Source organism: Streptomyces sp. NPDC053493 (assembly GCF_044544825.1).
GTDB lineage: Bacteria > Actinomycetota > Actinomycetes > Streptomycetales > Streptomycetaceae > Streptomyces.
Genome location: NZ_JBITXS010000013.1, coordinates 94,300 through 110,005 on the forward strand (window position 1 = coordinate 94,300; position 15,706 = coordinate 110,005).

Consider the following 15,706-nt stretch of genomic DNA (forward strand, 5'->3'; position numbering starts at 1 on the left):
GCGGGCGCGCGACCCGCACGGACCGCACCACGGCCTACGCCGGCCGCGCCACCGGCAGCACCGCGCTCACCCGGAAACCGCCCGCGTCCGTCGGACCCGACACGAACACCCCGCCCAGGCCCGTCACCCGCTCCCGCATCCCGACCAGCCCGTTGCCGCCGCTCGGCAGATGCGCGTCCGCCACCGCCGCGTCCGACGGACCGTTCTCCACCTGCATCGCGACCTCCGCCTCGCGGTGCGCCAGCCGCACCACGACCTTCGCGCCCGCCGCGTGCTTGTGGACGTTCGTCAACGCCTCCTGGACCACCCGGTACGCCGTCTGCTCCACCTCGGCGCCGTACACCCTCGCCTCACCCATGACCACGAGCTCCACGACCGCCCCGGCCTGCCGGGACTGCTCCACCAACGCCTCCAGCGCGTCCAGACACGGACCACCCGACGCCTCGTCCTCCGCCGCCGCCTCGGCGGCGGCCGCGGCCGCACGACCCACCGCCGCCAACGGCAACGCCGAGGACGCCGTCGGAACCTCCTCGCGCAGCACGCCCAGCATCTCCCGCAACTCCGTGAGCGCCTGCCGGCCCATGTCGCCCACCAGCGCCGCGTTCCGCACCGCCTTCTGCGGATCCTTCAAGGCCACCGCCTGCAACGCCGCCGCGTGCACCACCATCAACGACACCCGGTGCGCCACCACGTCGTGCATCTCGCGCGCGATCCGCGTCCGCTCCTCCTGCCGCGCCCACTGCGCCCGCTGCTCCGCTCGGTCCGCCAGCAGCGACAGCTCCTGCTCCAGGCTCACCGCCCGCTCCCGCAACGACTCCATGAGCCGACGGCGCGCGCCTATGTAGAGGCCGAACAGCACGGGCGGGGCGTTGAGGCCCAAGGTCATGAACAGCGACACGACCGGCACGTACCAGCCGCTGGGATCGAAGTCCTGCTGACCGGCGTCCGCCTGCGCCACGTCCTGGCGCATCCGCACCACGGTCACCAGATACACCGCGACCGTCGACATCCCGGCCAGCGCGGCCGTGTAGCGCCGGGGCACCTCGGACGCGGCCAGCGAGTACAGGCCGACGACGCCCATGAGATAGCCCATCTCGGCGGGCGTCACCGCGATCGAGACCAGCACCACGGTGATCGGCCAACGCCGCCGCACCAGCAGCACCGACCCGACGACCAGGCCGAACAGCACACCCACGGGCACCGGCAACGACGCCTGCCCCGCGAACCCGACCCCCTCGAGCCCGCACTCCAGCGCGGACACGACGGCCAGCGTCACGTCCAGCACCACGCCGCGCCGTCTTCCCCACCACCACCAGGTACGCGGAACCACCGCGTCCCGATCTGCCCCCGTTGTGGTCATGCCTCCCACCCTACGGGCGAGGGCCACCGATTTTCCCGCCTCCCACCGGCCCCGGGGCCCCACCCGTCAACACGCACGCACACCAGTCCCTCGAACTGTTGAATCGACCGCGTTTTCGACCCGGACGTCCGCATTCCGGACGACGCTCGTCCCATGACTCCCGAAACCAGTCGCTACGCCGACTTCGACGGACTGCGCACCCAGGCCGTCGCCTTGCGCCGCCAGGGCCTCAGCCTCCGCCAGATCCGCGACCGCCTGCAGGTCTACAATCACGACCTCCTCCACCGGCTGGTGAACGGCGAGCAGCCACCGGAGTGGACGAAACGCCCTCGCGCCAAGGACGACCTCCGCGCCCGCGCCCGCGAGCTGCGCATGGAGGGCAAGACGTACGACCAGATCCAGCTCGAGCTCGGCTGCTCGAAGAGTTCGATCTCGCTCTGGGTACGCGACCTCCCGAAACCGGAGCGCCGCGATCCGGCCGGGCAGGCCAAGATCGCCGCTCGGAAGCGCTGGGAGCACGAGCTGGCCGTCCGCGACGTGGAACGGCGGAAGACCAAGCAGGCCGCCAGCGCGGAGATCGGCGCATTGAGCGAGCGCGAGCTCCTCCTCGCCGGGGCCGCGCTCTATTGGGCGGAGGGCGCGAAGGACAAGCCGTACGCGCGCCGCGAGAACGTTCAGTTCGTGAACAGCGACCCCGGTGTCATCCAGGTCTACCTGGCTTGGCTGCGCCTTCTCGAGGTCGAACCGGAACGACTGGCGTTCCGCGTCATGATCCATGCGACGGCCGACGCCGAAGACGCGCAGCGCTATTGGGCCGAACTCGTCGGTATCGAGCCGAGCGCTTTCCAGAAGACCACGATCAAGACGCACAACCCGAAGACGATCCGGAAGAACGTGGGCCCCGACTACCGGGGGTGCCTGGTCATCCGCGTCTCGCAAGGCGCCGAGCTGTACCGTCGCATTGAGGGCTGGTGGTGCGGCATAGTAGGTGCCGTCGACTCGATCAACAGGGCCTAATGTCCGATTTAGTCGACTTTGCTATCCCCTGTGGTGTAATCGGCAGCACTGGGACCTTTGGAGTCCTATGTCCGGGTTCGAGTCCTGGCAGGGGAGCTGCTCAGTTCGGGTCCCGACCTCCCAGGTCGGGACCCTTACTCGTGGGCCGCTCGGCACCCCCCGGTATCCTTCGGTGGTCCACCACCCGAAGCCGAAGGGCATTCCCGTGAGCGCCAACCGCCCGGCAGCCGTCGTCGTCCTCGCAGCGGGTGAGGGCACCCGCATGAAGTCGAAGACTCCCAAGGTCCTGCACGAGATCGCCGGACGGTCGCTCGTCGGGCACGTCGTGTCCGCCGCTCGCGAGCTGGAGCCCGAGGACCTGGTCGTGGTCGTGGGGCACGCGCGGGAGCAGGTGCGGGCGCATCTGGACGCGCATTACGCGGGGACGCGGACCGCCGTGCAGGAGGAGCAGAACGGGACCGGGCACGCGGTGCGGATGGCTCTCGGAGAGCTGGGGCGGGCGCCGGAGGGCACCGTGGTCGTGGTCTGCGGCGACACTCCGCTGCTGGCCGGCGAGACGCTGCGGGCGCTGGCGGCCACGCATGCGGCGGACGGGAACGCCGTGACGGTGCTGACGGCCGAGGTGCCGGACGCGACGGGTTACGGGCGGATCGTGCGGGACGCGGCGTCCGGTGCGGTGACCGCGATCGTGGAGCACAAGGACGCCTCGGAGGCGCAGCGGGCGATCCGGGAGATCAATTCCGGGGTGTTCGCGTTCGACGGGGTGTTGCTGGCGGATGCGCTGGGCAAGGTGCGGACGGACAACAGTCAGGGCGAGGAGTACCTGACGGACGTGCTGTCGATCCTGCGTGAGGCGGGTCATCGGGTGGGTGCGTCGGTGGCGGCGGACCACCGGGAGATCTTGGGGATCAACAACCGGGTGCAGTTGGCGGAGGCGCGGGCGCTGCTCAACGAGCGGCTGCTGGAGCGGGCGATGCTGGCGGGTGTGACGGTGGTGGATCCGGCGTCGACGTTCGTGGATGTGACGGTGACGTTCGAGCCGGACGCGACGGTGTTGCCGAACACGTTGCTGCTGGGTGCGACGCATGTGGCGGAGGACGCCGTGGTGGGTCCGAACTCGCGGCTGAGGGACACGACGGTGGCCAGGGGTGCGCGGGTGGACAACACGGTCGCGGAGTCGGCGGTGGTGGGCGAGGGTGCCTCGGTGGGGCCGTATGCGTACTTGCGTCCGGGGACGGTTCTGGGCGAGAAGTCCAAGGCGGGTACGTACGTCGAGATGAAGAACGCCGTGATCGGTGAGGGTACGAAGGTCCCTCATCTGTCGTATGTGGGTGATGCGACGATCGGCGAGTACACCAACATCGGTGCGGCGAGTGTCTTCGTGAACTACGACGGCGAGGCGAAGCACCACACGACGATCGGCTCGCACTGCCGTACCGGTTCGGACAACATGTTTGTGGCTCCCATCACCATCGGGGACGGTGCGTACACCGCTGCGGGGTCGGTCATCACGAAGGATGTGCCGCCGGGATCGCTGGCTGTGGCCCGTGGCCAGCAGCGGAATATCGAGGGTTGGGTGGCCCGGAAGCGGCCGGGCAGCGCTGCTGCTCAGGCCGCTCAGGCCGCCAGTGAGAAGTCCGCCGGCGAAAGCTGACCGGAAACGGGTACGTCGAACTCGGCGTACCGTGATACGTGCACACAAATTCGGCTGGCTCGCACACGCGCACGGGAGCGCGGGGATTCGCGGCCAGAGAACCCGTCGAGGAGACAGTGCTGTGACCGGGATCAAGACGACCGGCGAGAAGAAGCTGATGCTCTTCTCCGGCCGCGCCCACCCCGAGCTGGCCGAGGAGGTCGCACACCAGCTGGGTGTCGGCATCGTTCCCACCAAGGCGTTCGACTTCGCCAACGGTGAGATCTACGTCCGCTTCCAGGAGTCCGCGCGCGGTGCGGACTGCTTCCTGATCCAGAGCCACACGGCTCCGATCAATAAGTGGATCATGGAGCAGCTGATCATGATCGATGCTCTGAAGCGGGCTTCCGCCCGGAGCATCACGGTGATCATTCCGTCGTACGGCTATGCCCGTCAGGACAAGAAGCACCGTGGCCGTGAGCCGATCTCGGCCCGTCTGGTCGCCGATCTGCTGAAGACGGCGGGTGCGGACCGCATCCTGACCGTGGACCTGCACACGGACCAGATCCAGGGCTTCTTCGACGGTCCGGTGGACCACCTGTCGGCGCTGCCGGTGCTGGCGGACTACGTGGGCGCGAAGGTGGACCGTTCGAAGCTGACGATCGTGTCTCCGGACGCGGGCCGGGTGCGGGTGGCGGACCGCTGGTGCGACCGTCTGGACGCGCCGCTGGCGATCGTGCACAAGCGTCGTGACAAGGACGTGGCGAACCAGGTGACGGTCCACGAGGTCGTCGGTGACGTGCGTGGCCGGGTGTGTGTGCTGGTGGACGACATGGTCGACACGGCGGGCACGATCTGCGCGGCGGCGGACGCGTTGTTCGCGCACGGCGCGGAGGACGTGATCGTGACGGCGACGCACGGCATCCTGTCGGGTCCGGCGGCGGACCGGCTGAAGAACTCGAAGGTGAGCGAGTTCGTGTTCACGGACACGCTGCCGGACCCGAGCTCGCTGGAGCTGGACAAGATCAAGGTGCTGTCGATCGCGCCGACGATCGCGCGTGCGGTGCGTGAGGTGTTCGAGGACGGTTCGGTGACGAGCCTGTTCGAGGAGCACTGAGCGCCGCGTACCGGGCACTGAAGCGTTGAGCGCCGGGGCCAGGTGAATGGGCCGCTTCCCTTCGGGGAGGCGGCCCTTTTGCGTGTCTCAGGGGGTCAGGGGCGGTCGATGGTGAAGGGCGGTGAGGTCCAGGTCTCGGTGTCGGCGGGCTCGGTGCCGAGTGCCTTGAGGACGGTGAGTCTGAGGACGTAGCGCCCGTCGGGGACGGTGAGGGGCCGGTTGCCGCGGCGGGTCTCGCCGTTGAAGGGGAAGTAGTAGTAGGCGGTGGGGGTGGCGTCGCGGGCGAGGTACTGCAGGTCGACCGCGGTGTGCCAGGGCCGGCCGGTGTCGGCGTCGAAGACGTCGACGCGCAGGCGGCGGACGTGGTGGTCGAGGTGGGCGAGCACGTAGGGGACGTCGTTGTCGCCGGCCAGGGTGAAGGTGGCGGGGGCGGGCGGGACCTTGCGGAAGTCCGTGCCGTCCCAGCGGGCGAGCCAGGGGAATCCGTTGGGTGTGGGGGTGAGCACGGGGATGGACTGGTAGTCGCCCTTGAAGCCGGTGTAGGGGACGCGGTAGGTCTCGGCGGGCTGCTGGGTGTCGGTGAGGGTGAGGTAGCCGCCGTAGAGGCCGCGGTCGGCGAGTGTGGTGGGCGCGGTGATGGTGGCGGTGACGGTGGCGCTGCCGCCGCGGGGCACGGTGATCTGGGTGACCGGGTTGCCGGCGGTGGTGAAGGTGACGGTCGCGGGCGCGTCGTGCTGGGTGACGTCGTGGGTGTTCGGTCCGGTGGCGCGTGCCGGGGTGTGGGTCAGGTGGTAGGTCCTGGTGGTGGTGCTCTGGTTCCGGATGGTGAGGGTTCGGGTGGCCGGGCCGTTCTGGCTTTCGCCGAGGGAGAGCTTGGCGGGTTCGATCCTGGCCTTGGCGAGGACGGCGGCGGGGATGTCGAGCATGCCGGCGCCTTGGCGGTGGACGTTGTCGAGGGCGCCGGGGTCGTCGGCGGGCGGTTTGGGGTCGGCGGTGTTCTGGAGGATGGTGCGTACGGCGGCGGCGGGCGTGTCGGGTTTGGCCTGCAGGAGCAGCGCGACGGCGCCGGCGACGTGCGGGGAGGACATGGAGGTGCCGCTGAGGGTGGTGTATCCGCCTTGTTCGAGCGGATAGGTGGAGCGGATGTAGCCGCCGGGTGCGCCGAGGTCGGGTTTGAGGGTGAGGTCGGGGGCGGGGCCGTAGGAGCTGAAGGGTGAGATCTGGTTGCCGGTGGCGTTGGGGAAGGGCTGGGTGTCCGGGGTCCAGGTCAGGGTGACGGGGCCGGCGGCGAGCCGGCTGTCGATGAAGGCGCCTTCGGTGTCGGAGATGCTGACGGCCGGGATGGTGAGGGGTGGTTCGCCGGTGGCGTCGGCGAGGAAGCGTCCGGGCGCGTTGTTGTAGAGGACGACGGCGGCGGCTCCGGCGTCCTGGGCGTTCTTGATCTTGTCGTGGAAGGCGCAGCCGCCGCGTCGGACGAGGGCGGCCTTGCCGGTGAGGCTGCCGGCGGGCAGGGCGGTGCAGGCGTCGTCGGTGACGGCGGGTGTGCCGGTGCGGGCCATGGGGAGGCTGCCGCTGGTGGGTGGCGTGGGTGTGCCTTCGACGGGTGAGTAGCCGATCTTGGTGCCGTCGGGTGTGACGGTGAGGACGGGCAGGCTGATGTGGGTGTTGTCGTAGGAGGCGACGCCGATGGTCTGGGCGCCGACGCCGGGTGCGCTGCTGGAGTAGAGGCCGTTCTCGCCTTCGTTGCCGGCGGAGGCGACGACGGGGATGCCGCGGCGGACGAGCCGGTCGGCGCCTTGGGCGAAGGGGTGTTGCGGCCAGGCGAAGGGGGCGCCGAAGGACATGTTGACGATGTCGACGCGGTCGGCGTAGGCGCGTTCCATGGCTTGCAGGGCGATGTCGACGGTGACCTGGCCCTGGCATCCGAAGACTTTGTAGGCGCGGAGGGTCACGCCGGGTGCGACGCCTTTGACCTGGCCGTTCGCTCCGATGATGCCGGCGACGTGGGTGCCGTGGCCGTCGCAGTCGTCGGGGTCGGCGTCGGGGACGGGTGGTGTGGTTTCGCCGGTGAAGGCGTCGCCGACGAAGTCGTAGCCGCCGGCGACGCGGCAGCCGGGGCCGAAGCAGCCGCCGAGGTCGGGGTGGTCGTGGTCGATGCCGGTGTCGATCACTCCGACGGTGATGCCGGCGCCGGTGAGTCCGAGTTCGTTCTGCGCGACGTCGGCGCCGGTCATGGCCGTGGCGGTGGCGAGCTGGAGGTCGGCGACGTTCTGGCGGGGCGGGAGGGTGATGGTGTCGACCGGGTAGACGGCCTTGACGCCCTCGAGCCGGGTGAGGGTGCCGAGCTGGGCGGTGGGCAGGGCGACGGACAGGCCGTTCCAGAGGGTGTCGAAGGAGCGACGTTCGCTCCAGCGCAGTCCGTGTCGGCGGGCTTCGGTGCGGAAGGCGGTCTTCTCGCGGCGGGTGGTGCTCAGGCTGGTGCCGTCGCTGGTGGGCGGGCTTTGGAGTTCGACGAACCAGAGGCGGGGGTTGTCGGCCGCCGTCCCGGGGACGGCGCGGCCCTCGTGCGCGGAGGCGGCGGGTGCGGCGAGTATGACCGCGGTCGCCGACAGGAGCGCGAGGGCGCGGACCAGGGGGCGGGTTCTGCTGGGCATGTCTTCTCCGTGGCGAGGGGGCGCCGGGTGCGGGCGCCGGTGTGGTCTGCGAAGGGGTTTGTGCCTGGGGCGGCGGGTTTCGACGCGTGGCGGTGCGGCATGCCGCTCCGATGACGCAGCGGATGACGCCGGTGGGAGGACCTCGTACGGAGGAGCGGGCCGCGGCCGGGGCCAGCGGCCGGACCTGCTGCTGGGCCTGCCGGGACGGCCGCCTGCGTGACCCGGTGCGGGCCCGGGTGATCCATTTGGGCGGCCGGGGAGCGGCCGCTAGACTGTCGTGGTTGCTCGGCGAGGGAGGCCGGCTCCGTGCGTATGCCGCACGTGGTGCCCGGCGGTCCGTTATCGACGCGCTCTTCGTAGCAGGCCATCGCCAGTCGTGGCCGGGTGACAGCCGTATACGTCACCACCTACGAGGAGTGCACATGTCCGAGGTCAAGCTCGCCGCTTCGATCCGCACCGAGTTCGGCAAGGGCGCCGCCCGCAAGATCCGCCGTGACGCCAAGGTTCCCGGCGTCCTCTACGGCCACGGCTCGGACCCGATCCACCTGACCCTCCCGGGCCACGAGCTGCTCATGGCGCTGCGTACCCCGAACGTCCTGCTGTCGCTGGACATCGAGGGCAAGGGCACCGAGCTCGCCATCCCGAAGGCCGCCCAGCGCGACCCGCTGAAGGGCTTCCTGGAGCACGTCGACCTGCTCCTGGTCAAGCGTGGCGAGAAGGTCACCGTCGAGGTTCCGGTCGTCGCCGAGGGCGAGCTGGCCGCCGGCGGCAACCTGCTGGAGCACGTCCTGAACACCCTTTCGGTCGAGGCCGAGGCCACCCACCTGCCCGAGGCCGTCACGGTCTCCGTCGAGGGCCTGGAGGCCGGCGCCTCCGTCCTGGCGCAGGACATCACCCTCCCGAAGGGCGTCACCCTGGTGACCGAGGCCGACGCCGTCGTCCTGCAGGTCCTGGCCGCGCAGGCCGAGGAGCCGGCCGCCGAGGGCGAGGCCACCGAGGCCGCCGAGGGCGCCGAGGCCTGAGCCGTAGGCTCTGCCTGACGTGACGGGGTGACGGGCCGGAGACGGCCCGCCACCCCGTTTCTTTCTGTCCACGGACAGGTACGGACACGCTGTACGGACACGAGGAGACGAGACGCAGATGACGGACGACGCGAACGCCCCCTGGCTGATCGTCGGCCTCGGCAACCCGGGCCCGGACTACGCCGGCAACCGGCACAACGTGGGCTTCATGGTGGCGGACCTGCTGGCCGAGCGGATCGGCGGGAAGTTCAAGCGGGCGCAGAAGGCGCAGGCGCAGGTGGTCGAGGGCCGCATGGGCCCGCCCGGGCCCGCAGGCCGCCGGGTGGTGCTCGCGAAGCCCCTGTCGTACATGAACCTGTCGGGCGGCCCGGTGACGGCGCTGCGCGACTTCTACAAGGTGCCGACGGCGCACGTGGTGGCGATCCACGACGAGCTGGACATCGACTACGGCGTGCTGCGGCTGAAGATCGGCGGCGGCGACAACGGCCACAACGGTCTGAAGTCGATGACCAAGGCGATGGGCGCGGACTATCACCGGCTGCGCTTCGGCATCGGCCGGCCGCCGGGCCGGATGCAGGTCGCGGACTTCGTCCTGAAGGACTTCTCGTCGACCGAGCGCAAGGAGCTGGACTACTTCGTCGACCGGGCGGCGGACGCGGTGGAGTGCCTGGTGACGGAAGGCCTGGAGCGCGCCCAGTCGGCGTACAACTCCTAGATCCCTGCCCACCCGGCGTACGACTGTACGATCGCGGGTCATGACGCATGCCCGTAACGCCGCCATGGCCCTCGTCGTCCTGCTTCTCCTCGTCGCGGGCGCCTGGTCGTCCTGGGACACGGCCCAGCACGTGCTGTTGTCGAAGGGCCGGGAGCACGGGACGCTCACGGTGACCGGCTGCAACGAGGAGACGTGCAGCGGCCGTTACGTGCCGGACGATCCGGCGGCGTCGGCGCACCGCACGCTGCGGATCGCGCATTCGGTGGCGGCCGAGAAGGGCGAGACGCTGCCGGTGGTGGTCAAGCCGGGCACGGACGAGGCGGTGCGGGCGGGCTGGGGCGGCGGTCTGCACGCCTGGCTGCCGCTGGGCGGTGCGCTGCTGCTCGCGGCGCCGCTGATCGGCGGCGGGATGCGGCTGGTGCGGACGGCGTGGTCGGTGGCGGGCGTGGGAGCCGCGGTACTGGTGGGGACATTCTTCGCGATCTGACCGAACGGCCGTCAGCGGGCCGGATCGTTATCGCCCTTGGGTTAAGGGTGACTTAAAGCTACGGATAGGCTGCCCCCGCCATCCCCCACGGCATCCCTCATCCCAGATGGACGACTGCACATGCGACGATCCCTCATTCCCGCCGGCGCGCTTGTCGCGGCCATGGCGGGCTCCCTGGTGCTGGCACCGGTGGCCTCGGCGACCGGCAACCCCAAGGGCGACAACGGCACCGTGAAGATCCACGATGCCAAGACCGGCGAAGAGCTGAAGAAGAACGAGCCGCACGTCTGCTCGTTCTACCTCGACGCCTTTAAGTTCGACGGCGCCCAGAAGGTGACGTGGCACATCGACGGCCACCCGCCGACCGCCGACCTCAAGGGCACCGAGGGCACCATCACCCTCGACGCCACCGGTCACGGCCGCACGGCCGACCTGTCGCTTCCGGACGGCCACTACAAGCTGTACTGGAACTTCGACGGCGAGAACGGCAAGGCCAAGCACAAGGTCTTCTGGGTCGACTGCGACGGCAAGCCCGGCGAGGAGAACCCCGGCGGCCCGGGCACCCCGTCCGGCACCCCGAGCGGTACGCCCTCCGGCACGCCGTCCGGCACCCCGAGCGGTACGCCGTCGGGCACGCCCGGCACCGAGACGCCCGGCTCCTCCGAGTCGCCGTCCGCCTCCGCCTCGACGCCCGGCTCCACCACCGCTCCCGGTGGCAACGGCGGTTCGAACAGCGGCACCGAGGGTGACCTCGCCCAGACCGGTTCCAGCGCCCCGGTCGGCATCCTCGCCGCCGTCGCCGTCGCCCTCGCCGGCGCCGGTGCGTTCCTGGTGAGCCGGCGCCGCAAGGCCCAGCAGCACTGACGTCACCCCGTCATGACGGTGCCCCCGCGGGATTCCCGCGGGGGCACCGTCATGTGTGCGCCGGTCAGCCGGTGTTGCGCAGGCCCGCGGCCACGCCGTTCACCGTGAGCAGCAGGGCGCGGGCGAGCAGCGGGTCGGGCTCCTCGCCGCGTTCGGCGGCGGTGCGCTGGCGGGAGAGCAGGGCGACCTGGAGGTAGGAGATCGGGTCCAGGTAGGCGTCGCGGATGGCGAAGGTCTGCTGGAGGACCGGGTTGGAGTCCAGCAGCTTCTCGCCGCCCGTCACCTTGAGGACCTCCTCGACGGTGAGCGCGTGCTCGGCCTCGATGGTGGCGAAGACGTGCTTGAGCTCGTCGGGGACGAGGGTGTCGACGTAGTGGCGGGCGATCCGCAGGTCCGTCTTGGCCAGCGTCATCTCGACGTTGGAGAGGAAGTTGCGGAAGAAGTGCCAGCGCTCGTACATCTCGCCGAGGACGGCGTCGAGACCGGCCTCGCGCAGCGCCTTGAGACCCGAGCCGACGCCGTACCAGCCGGGGACGATCTGGCGGGACTGGGTCCAGCCGAACACCCACGGGATGGCGCGCAGTCCGTCGAGTCCGGCGCCGGAGTCGGGCCGGCGGGACGGGCGGGAGCCGAGGTGGAGGTCGGCGAGCTGGTCGACCGGCGTGGAGGCGAAGAAGTACGCGGGCAGGTCGGGGTCCTCGACCAGGCGCCGGTACGCCGAGTGGGCGGCGTCGGAGACGGTGTCCATGGCCGCGTCCCAGCGGGCCAGCGCCTCGTCGGACTGGCGGGGCGCGGTGTGCAGGGCGGAGGCCTGCAGGGTGGCGGCCACCGTGAGTTCGAGGTTCTCCCGCGCGAGGGACGGGATGAGGTACTTGTCGGAGATGACCTCGCCCTGCTCGGTCACCTTGATCTCGCCCTCGAGGGTGCCCCAGGGCTGGGCGAGGATCGCGTCGTGCGAGGGGCCGCCGCCGCGGCCGACGGTGCCGCCGCGGCCGTGGAAGAGGCGCAGCCGGACGCCGTAGCGGTGGGCTACGTCGCGCAGCCGGCGCTGGGCGCGGTGGATCTCCCACTGGGAGGTGGTGATGCCGCCGAACTTGGAGGAGTCGGAGTAGCCGAGCATGACCTCCTGGACGTCGCCGCGCAGGGAGACGAGGCGCCGGTAGGAGGGGTCGGCGAGCATGTCGTTGAGGATGACGTCGGCGGCCTTGAGCTCGTCGGTGGTCTCCAGGAGCGGCACGATGCCGATCTTGGCCCAGCCGGCGTGCAGGTCGATCAGGCCGGCCTCGCGGGCGAGGACGGTGGCGGCGAAGACGTCGTCGGCGCCCTGGCACATCGAGATGATGTAGGACTCGATGACCTCGGGGCCGAAGCGCTCGAAGGCCTCCTTGACGGTGTGGAAGACGCCGAGGGTCTTCTGGCCGGCCGCGTCGAGCGGGGCGGGCGTGGGGGCCAGCGGGCGGCGCGAGCGCAGCTCCTTGGCGAGCAGCCGCTGCCGGTAGTCGCGCGGCATGTCGGCGTAGCGCCAGGACTCCTCGCCGAGCCGGTCGAAGAGCTGGCCGAGGGCGTGGTGGTGGGCGTCGGCGTGCTCGCGGACGTCCATGGTGGCGAGCTGGAGGCCGAAGGCGGCGAGGGTGCGGATGGTGCGGTCCATCCGGCCGTCGGCGAACAGGCCGCCGCGGTGCTCGCGCAGCGAGGTCTGGACCAGGGTGAGGTCGCGCAGCAGTTCGGCGGTGCCGAGGTAGTCGCGGCCTTCCTGGTGCGGGGTGCCCTGGGCGAGGCGCTCGCGGGTGTTGAGGAGCTTCTGCCGGATGCAGGTGACCTTGAGCCGGTAGGGCTCCTCGGCGTTGAGGCGCTTGTAGCGGGGGCTGATCTCGGGCAGCCGGTCCAGGTCGGCCTGGAGGGAGTCGAGGAGTTCCTGCGTGGCGCCGGCGTAGCGGATGGAGTTGGAGAGCAGTCCGCGCAGGTAGTCGATGAGTTCGAGGGCGTCGGTGATGCCGTGCTCGTGCTGGAGGATCAGCACGTCGCGGGTGACCTGCGGGGTGACGTTGGGGTTGCCGTCGCGGTCGCCGCCGATCCAGGTGCCGAAGGTGAGCGGGCGGGTGCCGGCGGGCAGCTCGAAGCCGACGCGCTCCAGCTCGGCGGCGAGGTCCTCCAGGACGTCGCCGACGGCGCCCGCGTGCAGCTCGTCGAGGTAGTAGATGGCGTTGCGGGCCTCGTCGGCCGGCTCGGGCCGGACGACGCGCAGCTCGTCGGTCTGCCAGATGAGGTCGATGTTCTCGGCGAGCCGGAGGTCGTGGCGGCGCCGGTCGGCCTCGATGACCGGGGTCTCCAGGAGGACGGCGATGCGGCGCAGCTTGTTGAGGACGGAGCGCCGGGCGGCCTCGGTCGGGTGGGCCGTGAACACGGGCCGTACGTTCAGGTTCTTGATCGTCTCGCGGACGTGGGCGGGGTCGCCGTCCTTGAGCATGTCGGCCGTGCGGGCGAGCAGGCTGCCTTCGGCGGCGCGCTTCTCGCGCAGCTCGCGGCCGCGGTGCACCTGCTCGGTGACGTTGGCGAGGTGGAAGTACGTGGAGAAGGCGCGCACGAGCCGGCCCGCGGTCTCGAGTTCGACTCCGCGCAGCAGCTCGGCGGCGGCCTCGCCGTCCTCACGGGTGAGGCGGCGGACCTTCTCGACGAGCTCCAGGAGCTCGGGGCCTTCCTGGCGGACGAGCGTCTCGCCCAGCAGGTCGCCCAGTCGGCGGATGTCGGAGCGCAGCTCGGCGCTGGCGGTGGAGGTCTGGTCGGCACTGCTCACAGGTGCGGCTCCTTGCAGTGTTTGAGCACGTCTGGAGGGGTACTGGAGGCTTGCGGACCGCGCTGTCCGACGCACCCAGGATAGGTGTCCATTTCCGCGGCGTGGGCAACGCCCCCGGCGGTGGCGCTCTTGCCGCGGGGCGACGCGCTGCCATACTTACGTAGCCGTAGGTTACGGAGGCGTAGCCACGACCTTCTTTTCTCGTTCGTACCCTCTCCCTCACCCCCCAGGGGACAGCCATGACCACAAGCCCCGACGTGACCTCGGAGTCCGAGGTGCGCGGCACCGACCAGGCCGCCGTCCTGCCCTCCGCCACCCTGGGCGGGGACAACAAGCGTTCGATCGAGCAGATCACGCTGCTGCTGTTCATCACGGTGCCCTTCCTGGCCCTGGTCGCGGCGGTGCCGCTGGCCTGGGGCTGGGGCGTGAGCTGGCTCGATCTGGGCCTGATGACGGCGATGTACTACATCGGCTGTCACGGGATCACGATCGGCTTCCACCGCTACTTCACGCACGGCTCGTTCAAGGCGCGGCGTCCGCTGCGGATCGCGCTCGCGATCATGGGTTCGCTGGCGGTGGAGGGTCCGCTGGTGCGCTGGGTGGCGGACCACCGCAAGCACCACAAGTTCTCGGACGCGGAGGGCGACCCGCACTCGCCGTGGCGGTTCGGCGAGACGGTCCCGGCCCTGATGAAGGGCCTGTGGTGGGCGCACATCGGCTGGATGTTCGACGAGGAGCAGACGCCGCAGCACAAGTACGCGCCCGATCTGATCAAGGACACGGCGATCCGCCGGATCTCGCGCCAGTTCGTGCTGTGGACGGTCGTGTCGCTGCTGATCCCGCCGGTGGTGGGCGGTCTGGTGACGATGTCGTGGTGGGGCGCGTTCACCGCGTTCTTCTGGGGCTCGCTGGTCCGGGTGGGGCTGCTGCACCACGTCACCTGGTCGATCAACTCGATCTGTCACGCGGTCGGCAAGCGGCCGTTCAAGTCGCGTGACCGGTCGGGCAACGTGTGGTGGCTGGCGGTGCTGTCGTGCGGCGAGTCGTGGCACAACCTGCACCACGCGGACCCGACCTCGGCCCGGCACGGCGTGCTGCGCGGCCAGGTCGACTCCAGCGCGCGGATCATCCGCTGGTTCGAGCGGCTGGGCTGGGCCTACGACGTGCGCTGGCCTGCCAAGTCGCGGATCGACGCCCGCCGCCAGGGCGTGCCCGCCGACGCGGCATGATGGAGGATGTGGCGATCGACGGCAGTTCCAGCAGCACGAGCGAGCAGAAGCCGCGGCGTGGCCGCCGGGTGAGGATGACCGGCGCCGAGCGCCGGGAGCAGCTCCTCGACATCGGTCGCACGCTGTTCGCGGAGAAGGGCTTCGAGGGCACGTCGGTGGAGGAGATCGCGGCGAAGGCCGGGGTGTCCAAGCCGGTGGTGTACGAGCACTTCGGCGGCAAGGAGGGCCTGTACGCGGTCGTGGTGGACCGGGAGATGCGGCAGCTGCTCGACATGGTGACGGGCGCCCTGACCGCCGGCCATCCGCGGGAGCTGCTGGAGCAGGCGGCGTTCGCGCTGCTCGACTACATCGAGCGCTACACGGACGGTTTCCGCATCCTCGTGCGCGACTCGCCGGTCGCCCAGTCGACCGGCACCTTCGCCTCGCTGATCAGCGACATCGCCACGCAGGTGGAGGACATCCTGGGCCTGGAGTTCAAGGCCCGCGGTTTCGACCCGAAGCTGGCCCCGCTGTACGCCCAGGCGCTCGTGGGCAGTGTGGCGCTGACCGGGCAGTGGTGGCTGGACGTCCGCAAGCCGAAGAAGGCGGAGGTCGCGGCCCATCTGGTGAATCTGGCCTGGCACGGTCTGGACGGCCTGGAGCAGAAGCCGCGCCTGATAGGGCACCGCAAGAGCTGACCCGCGAGGGGAAGTACGGGGGTGGGGGGGGGGGGGGGGCGGGGGGGGCCCCCCCCCCCCCCCCCCCGCGGGGGGCCGGGGCCCCCAAGCAGCTGCATAAGAAACTGAGGTTTGAAGCCGAGCACCGGCAAGGGCTC

Annotated in this window: 12 protein-coding genes and 1 tRNA gene; 10 read left to right on the forward strand and 3 right to left on the reverse strand. The window is 70.7% G+C overall.

The genetic code is table 11. The features are described from left to right. Window positions 1-34: 34 nt before the first annotated feature. Window positions 35-1,360 (reverse strand): sensor histidine kinase, encoded by a 1,326-nt coding sequence (locus ACIGO8_RS29585; RefSeq protein ID WP_399737022.1) that lies wholly within the window; start codon window positions 1,358-1,360, stop codon window positions 35-37. A 153-nt stretch (window positions 1,361-1,513) separates the two neighbouring features. Between ACIGO8_RS29585 and ACIGO8_RS29590 the strand changes: the two genes are divergently transcribed. The 4 genes from ACIGO8_RS29590 to ACIGO8_RS29605 all read left to right on the forward strand — a co-directional run bounded on the left by ACIGO8_RS29590 (window position 1,514) and on the right by ACIGO8_RS29605 (window position 5,127). Continuing rightward, window positions 1,514-2,377 (forward strand): hypothetical protein, encoded by an 864-nt coding sequence (locus ACIGO8_RS29590; RefSeq protein ID WP_399737024.1) that lies wholly within the window; start codon window positions 1,514-1,516, stop codon window positions 2,375-2,377. Between the two features lie 24 nt (window positions 2,378-2,401). Then, window positions 2,402-2,473: transfer RNA gene (locus tag ACIGO8_RS29595), tRNA-Gln, on the forward strand. A gap of 109 nt (window positions 2,474-2,582) precedes the next feature. Then, entirely contained in the window at window positions 2,583-4,031 is a 1,449-nt protein-coding gene (gene glmU / locus ACIGO8_RS29600; RefSeq protein WP_399737026.1) for a bifunctional UDP-N-acetylglucosamine diphosphorylase/glucosamine-1-phosphate N-acetyltransferase GlmU, read from the forward strand. Window positions 4,032-4,152: 121 nt separating this feature from the next. Then, window positions 4,153-5,127, forward strand: coding sequence for a ribose-phosphate diphosphokinase (locus ACIGO8_RS29605; RefSeq protein WP_399737028.1), 975 nt, complete (start codon window positions 4,153-4,155; stop codon window positions 5,125-5,127). 95 nt (window positions 5,128-5,222) lie between these two features. Here the strand turns inward: ACIGO8_RS29605 and ACIGO8_RS29610 are convergent, their stop codons facing one another. After that, window positions 5,223-7,781 (reverse strand): S8 family serine peptidase, encoded by a 2,559-nt coding sequence (locus tag ACIGO8_RS29610; RefSeq protein ID WP_399737030.1) that lies wholly within the window; start codon window positions 7,779-7,781, stop codon window positions 5,223-5,225. 422 nt (window positions 7,782-8,203) lie between these two features. On the opposite strand from ACIGO8_RS29610, the gene ACIGO8_RS29615 reads away from it, so the two are divergent. From ACIGO8_RS29615 to ACIGO8_RS29630, 4 genes are all read left to right on the forward strand, one after another. Beyond that, entirely contained in the window at window positions 8,204-8,803 is a 600-nt protein-coding gene (locus ACIGO8_RS29615; protein WP_399737032.1) for a 50S ribosomal protein L25/general stress protein Ctc, read from the forward strand. A 118-nt stretch (window positions 8,804-8,921) separates the two neighbouring features. Next, a complete protein-coding gene (gene pth / locus ACIGO8_RS29620) occupies window positions 8,922-9,518 on the forward strand; it encodes an aminoacyl-tRNA hydrolase (RefSeq protein ID WP_399737034.1) in 597 nt (198 codons plus the stop codon). A gap of 40 nt (window positions 9,519-9,558) precedes the next feature. Next, a complete protein-coding gene (locus tag ACIGO8_RS29625; RefSeq protein ID WP_399737036.1) occupies window positions 9,559-10,005 on the forward strand; it encodes a hypothetical protein in 447 nt (148 codons plus the stop codon). Between the two features lie 120 nt (window positions 10,006-10,125). Then, on the forward strand, window positions 10,126-10,869 hold the full coding sequence (locus ACIGO8_RS29630; protein ID WP_399737038.1) for an LPXTG cell wall anchor domain-containing protein: 744 nt from the start codon (window positions 10,126-10,128) through the stop codon (window positions 10,867-10,869). Window positions 10,870-10,933: 64 nt separating this feature from the next. Here the strand turns inward: ACIGO8_RS29630 and ppc are convergent, their stop codons facing one another. Next, window positions 10,934-13,663: a phosphoenolpyruvate carboxylase gene (gene ppc, locus ACIGO8_RS29635; protein ID WP_399737040.1), complete on the reverse strand. Its 2,730-nt coding sequence runs from the start codon at window positions 13,661-13,663 to the stop codon at window positions 10,934-10,936. Between the two features lie 239 nt (window positions 13,664-13,902). Between ppc and ACIGO8_RS29640 the strand changes: the two genes are divergently transcribed. Together ACIGO8_RS29640 and ACIGO8_RS29645 are read left to right on the forward strand one after the other, a co-directional pair. Then, window positions 13,903-14,892: an acyl-CoA desaturase gene (locus ACIGO8_RS29640; protein WP_399737042.1), complete on the forward strand. Its 990-nt coding sequence runs from the start codon at window positions 13,903-13,905 to the stop codon at window positions 14,890-14,892. After that, entirely contained in the window at window positions 14,889-15,569 is a 681-nt protein-coding gene (locus ACIGO8_RS29645; protein WP_399737044.1) for a TetR/AcrR family transcriptional regulator, read from the forward strand. The genes ACIGO8_RS29640 and ACIGO8_RS29645 overlap by 4 nt, the downstream gene beginning before the upstream one ends. The last annotated feature ends 137 nt before the right edge of the window (window positions 15,570-15,706 follow it).

What these genes read in the sequence shown, in the direction of transcription:
- ACIGO8_RS29585 (WP_399737022.1), bottom strand. Translation starts at nt 1,360, where the DNA reads ATGACCACAACGGGGGCAGATCGGGACGCGGTGGTTCCGCGTACCTGG.
- ACIGO8_RS29590 (WP_399737024.1), top strand. Translation starts at nt 1,514, where the DNA reads ATGACTCCCGAAACCAGTCGCTACGCCGACTTCGACGGACTGCGCACC.
- ACIGO8_RS29610 (WP_399737030.1), bottom strand. Translation starts at nt 7,781, where the DNA reads ATGCCCAGCAGAACCCGCCCCCTGGTCCGCGCCCTCGCGCTCCTGTCG.
- ACIGO8_RS29615 (WP_399737032.1), top strand. Translation starts at nt 8,204, where the DNA reads ATGTCCGAGGTCAAGCTCGCCGCTTCGATCCGCACCGAGTTCGGCAAG.
- pth (WP_399737034.1), top strand. Translation starts at nt 8,922, where the DNA reads ATGACGGACGACGCGAACGCCCCCTGGCTGATCGTCGGCCTCGGCAAC.
- ACIGO8_RS29625 (WP_399737036.1), top strand. Translation starts at nt 9,559, where the DNA reads ATGACGCATGCCCGTAACGCCGCCATGGCCCTCGTCGTCCTGCTTCTC.
- ACIGO8_RS29630 (WP_399737038.1), top strand. Translation starts at nt 10,126, where the DNA reads ATGCGACGATCCCTCATTCCCGCCGGCGCGCTTGTCGCGGCCATGGCG.
- ACIGO8_RS29640 (WP_399737042.1), top strand. Translation starts at nt 13,903, where the DNA reads ATGACCACAAGCCCCGACGTGACCTCGGAGTCCGAGGTGCGCGGCACC.
- ACIGO8_RS29645 (WP_399737044.1), top strand. Translation starts at nt 14,889, where the DNA reads ATGATGGAGGATGTGGCGATCGACGGCAGTTCCAGCAGCACGAGCGAG.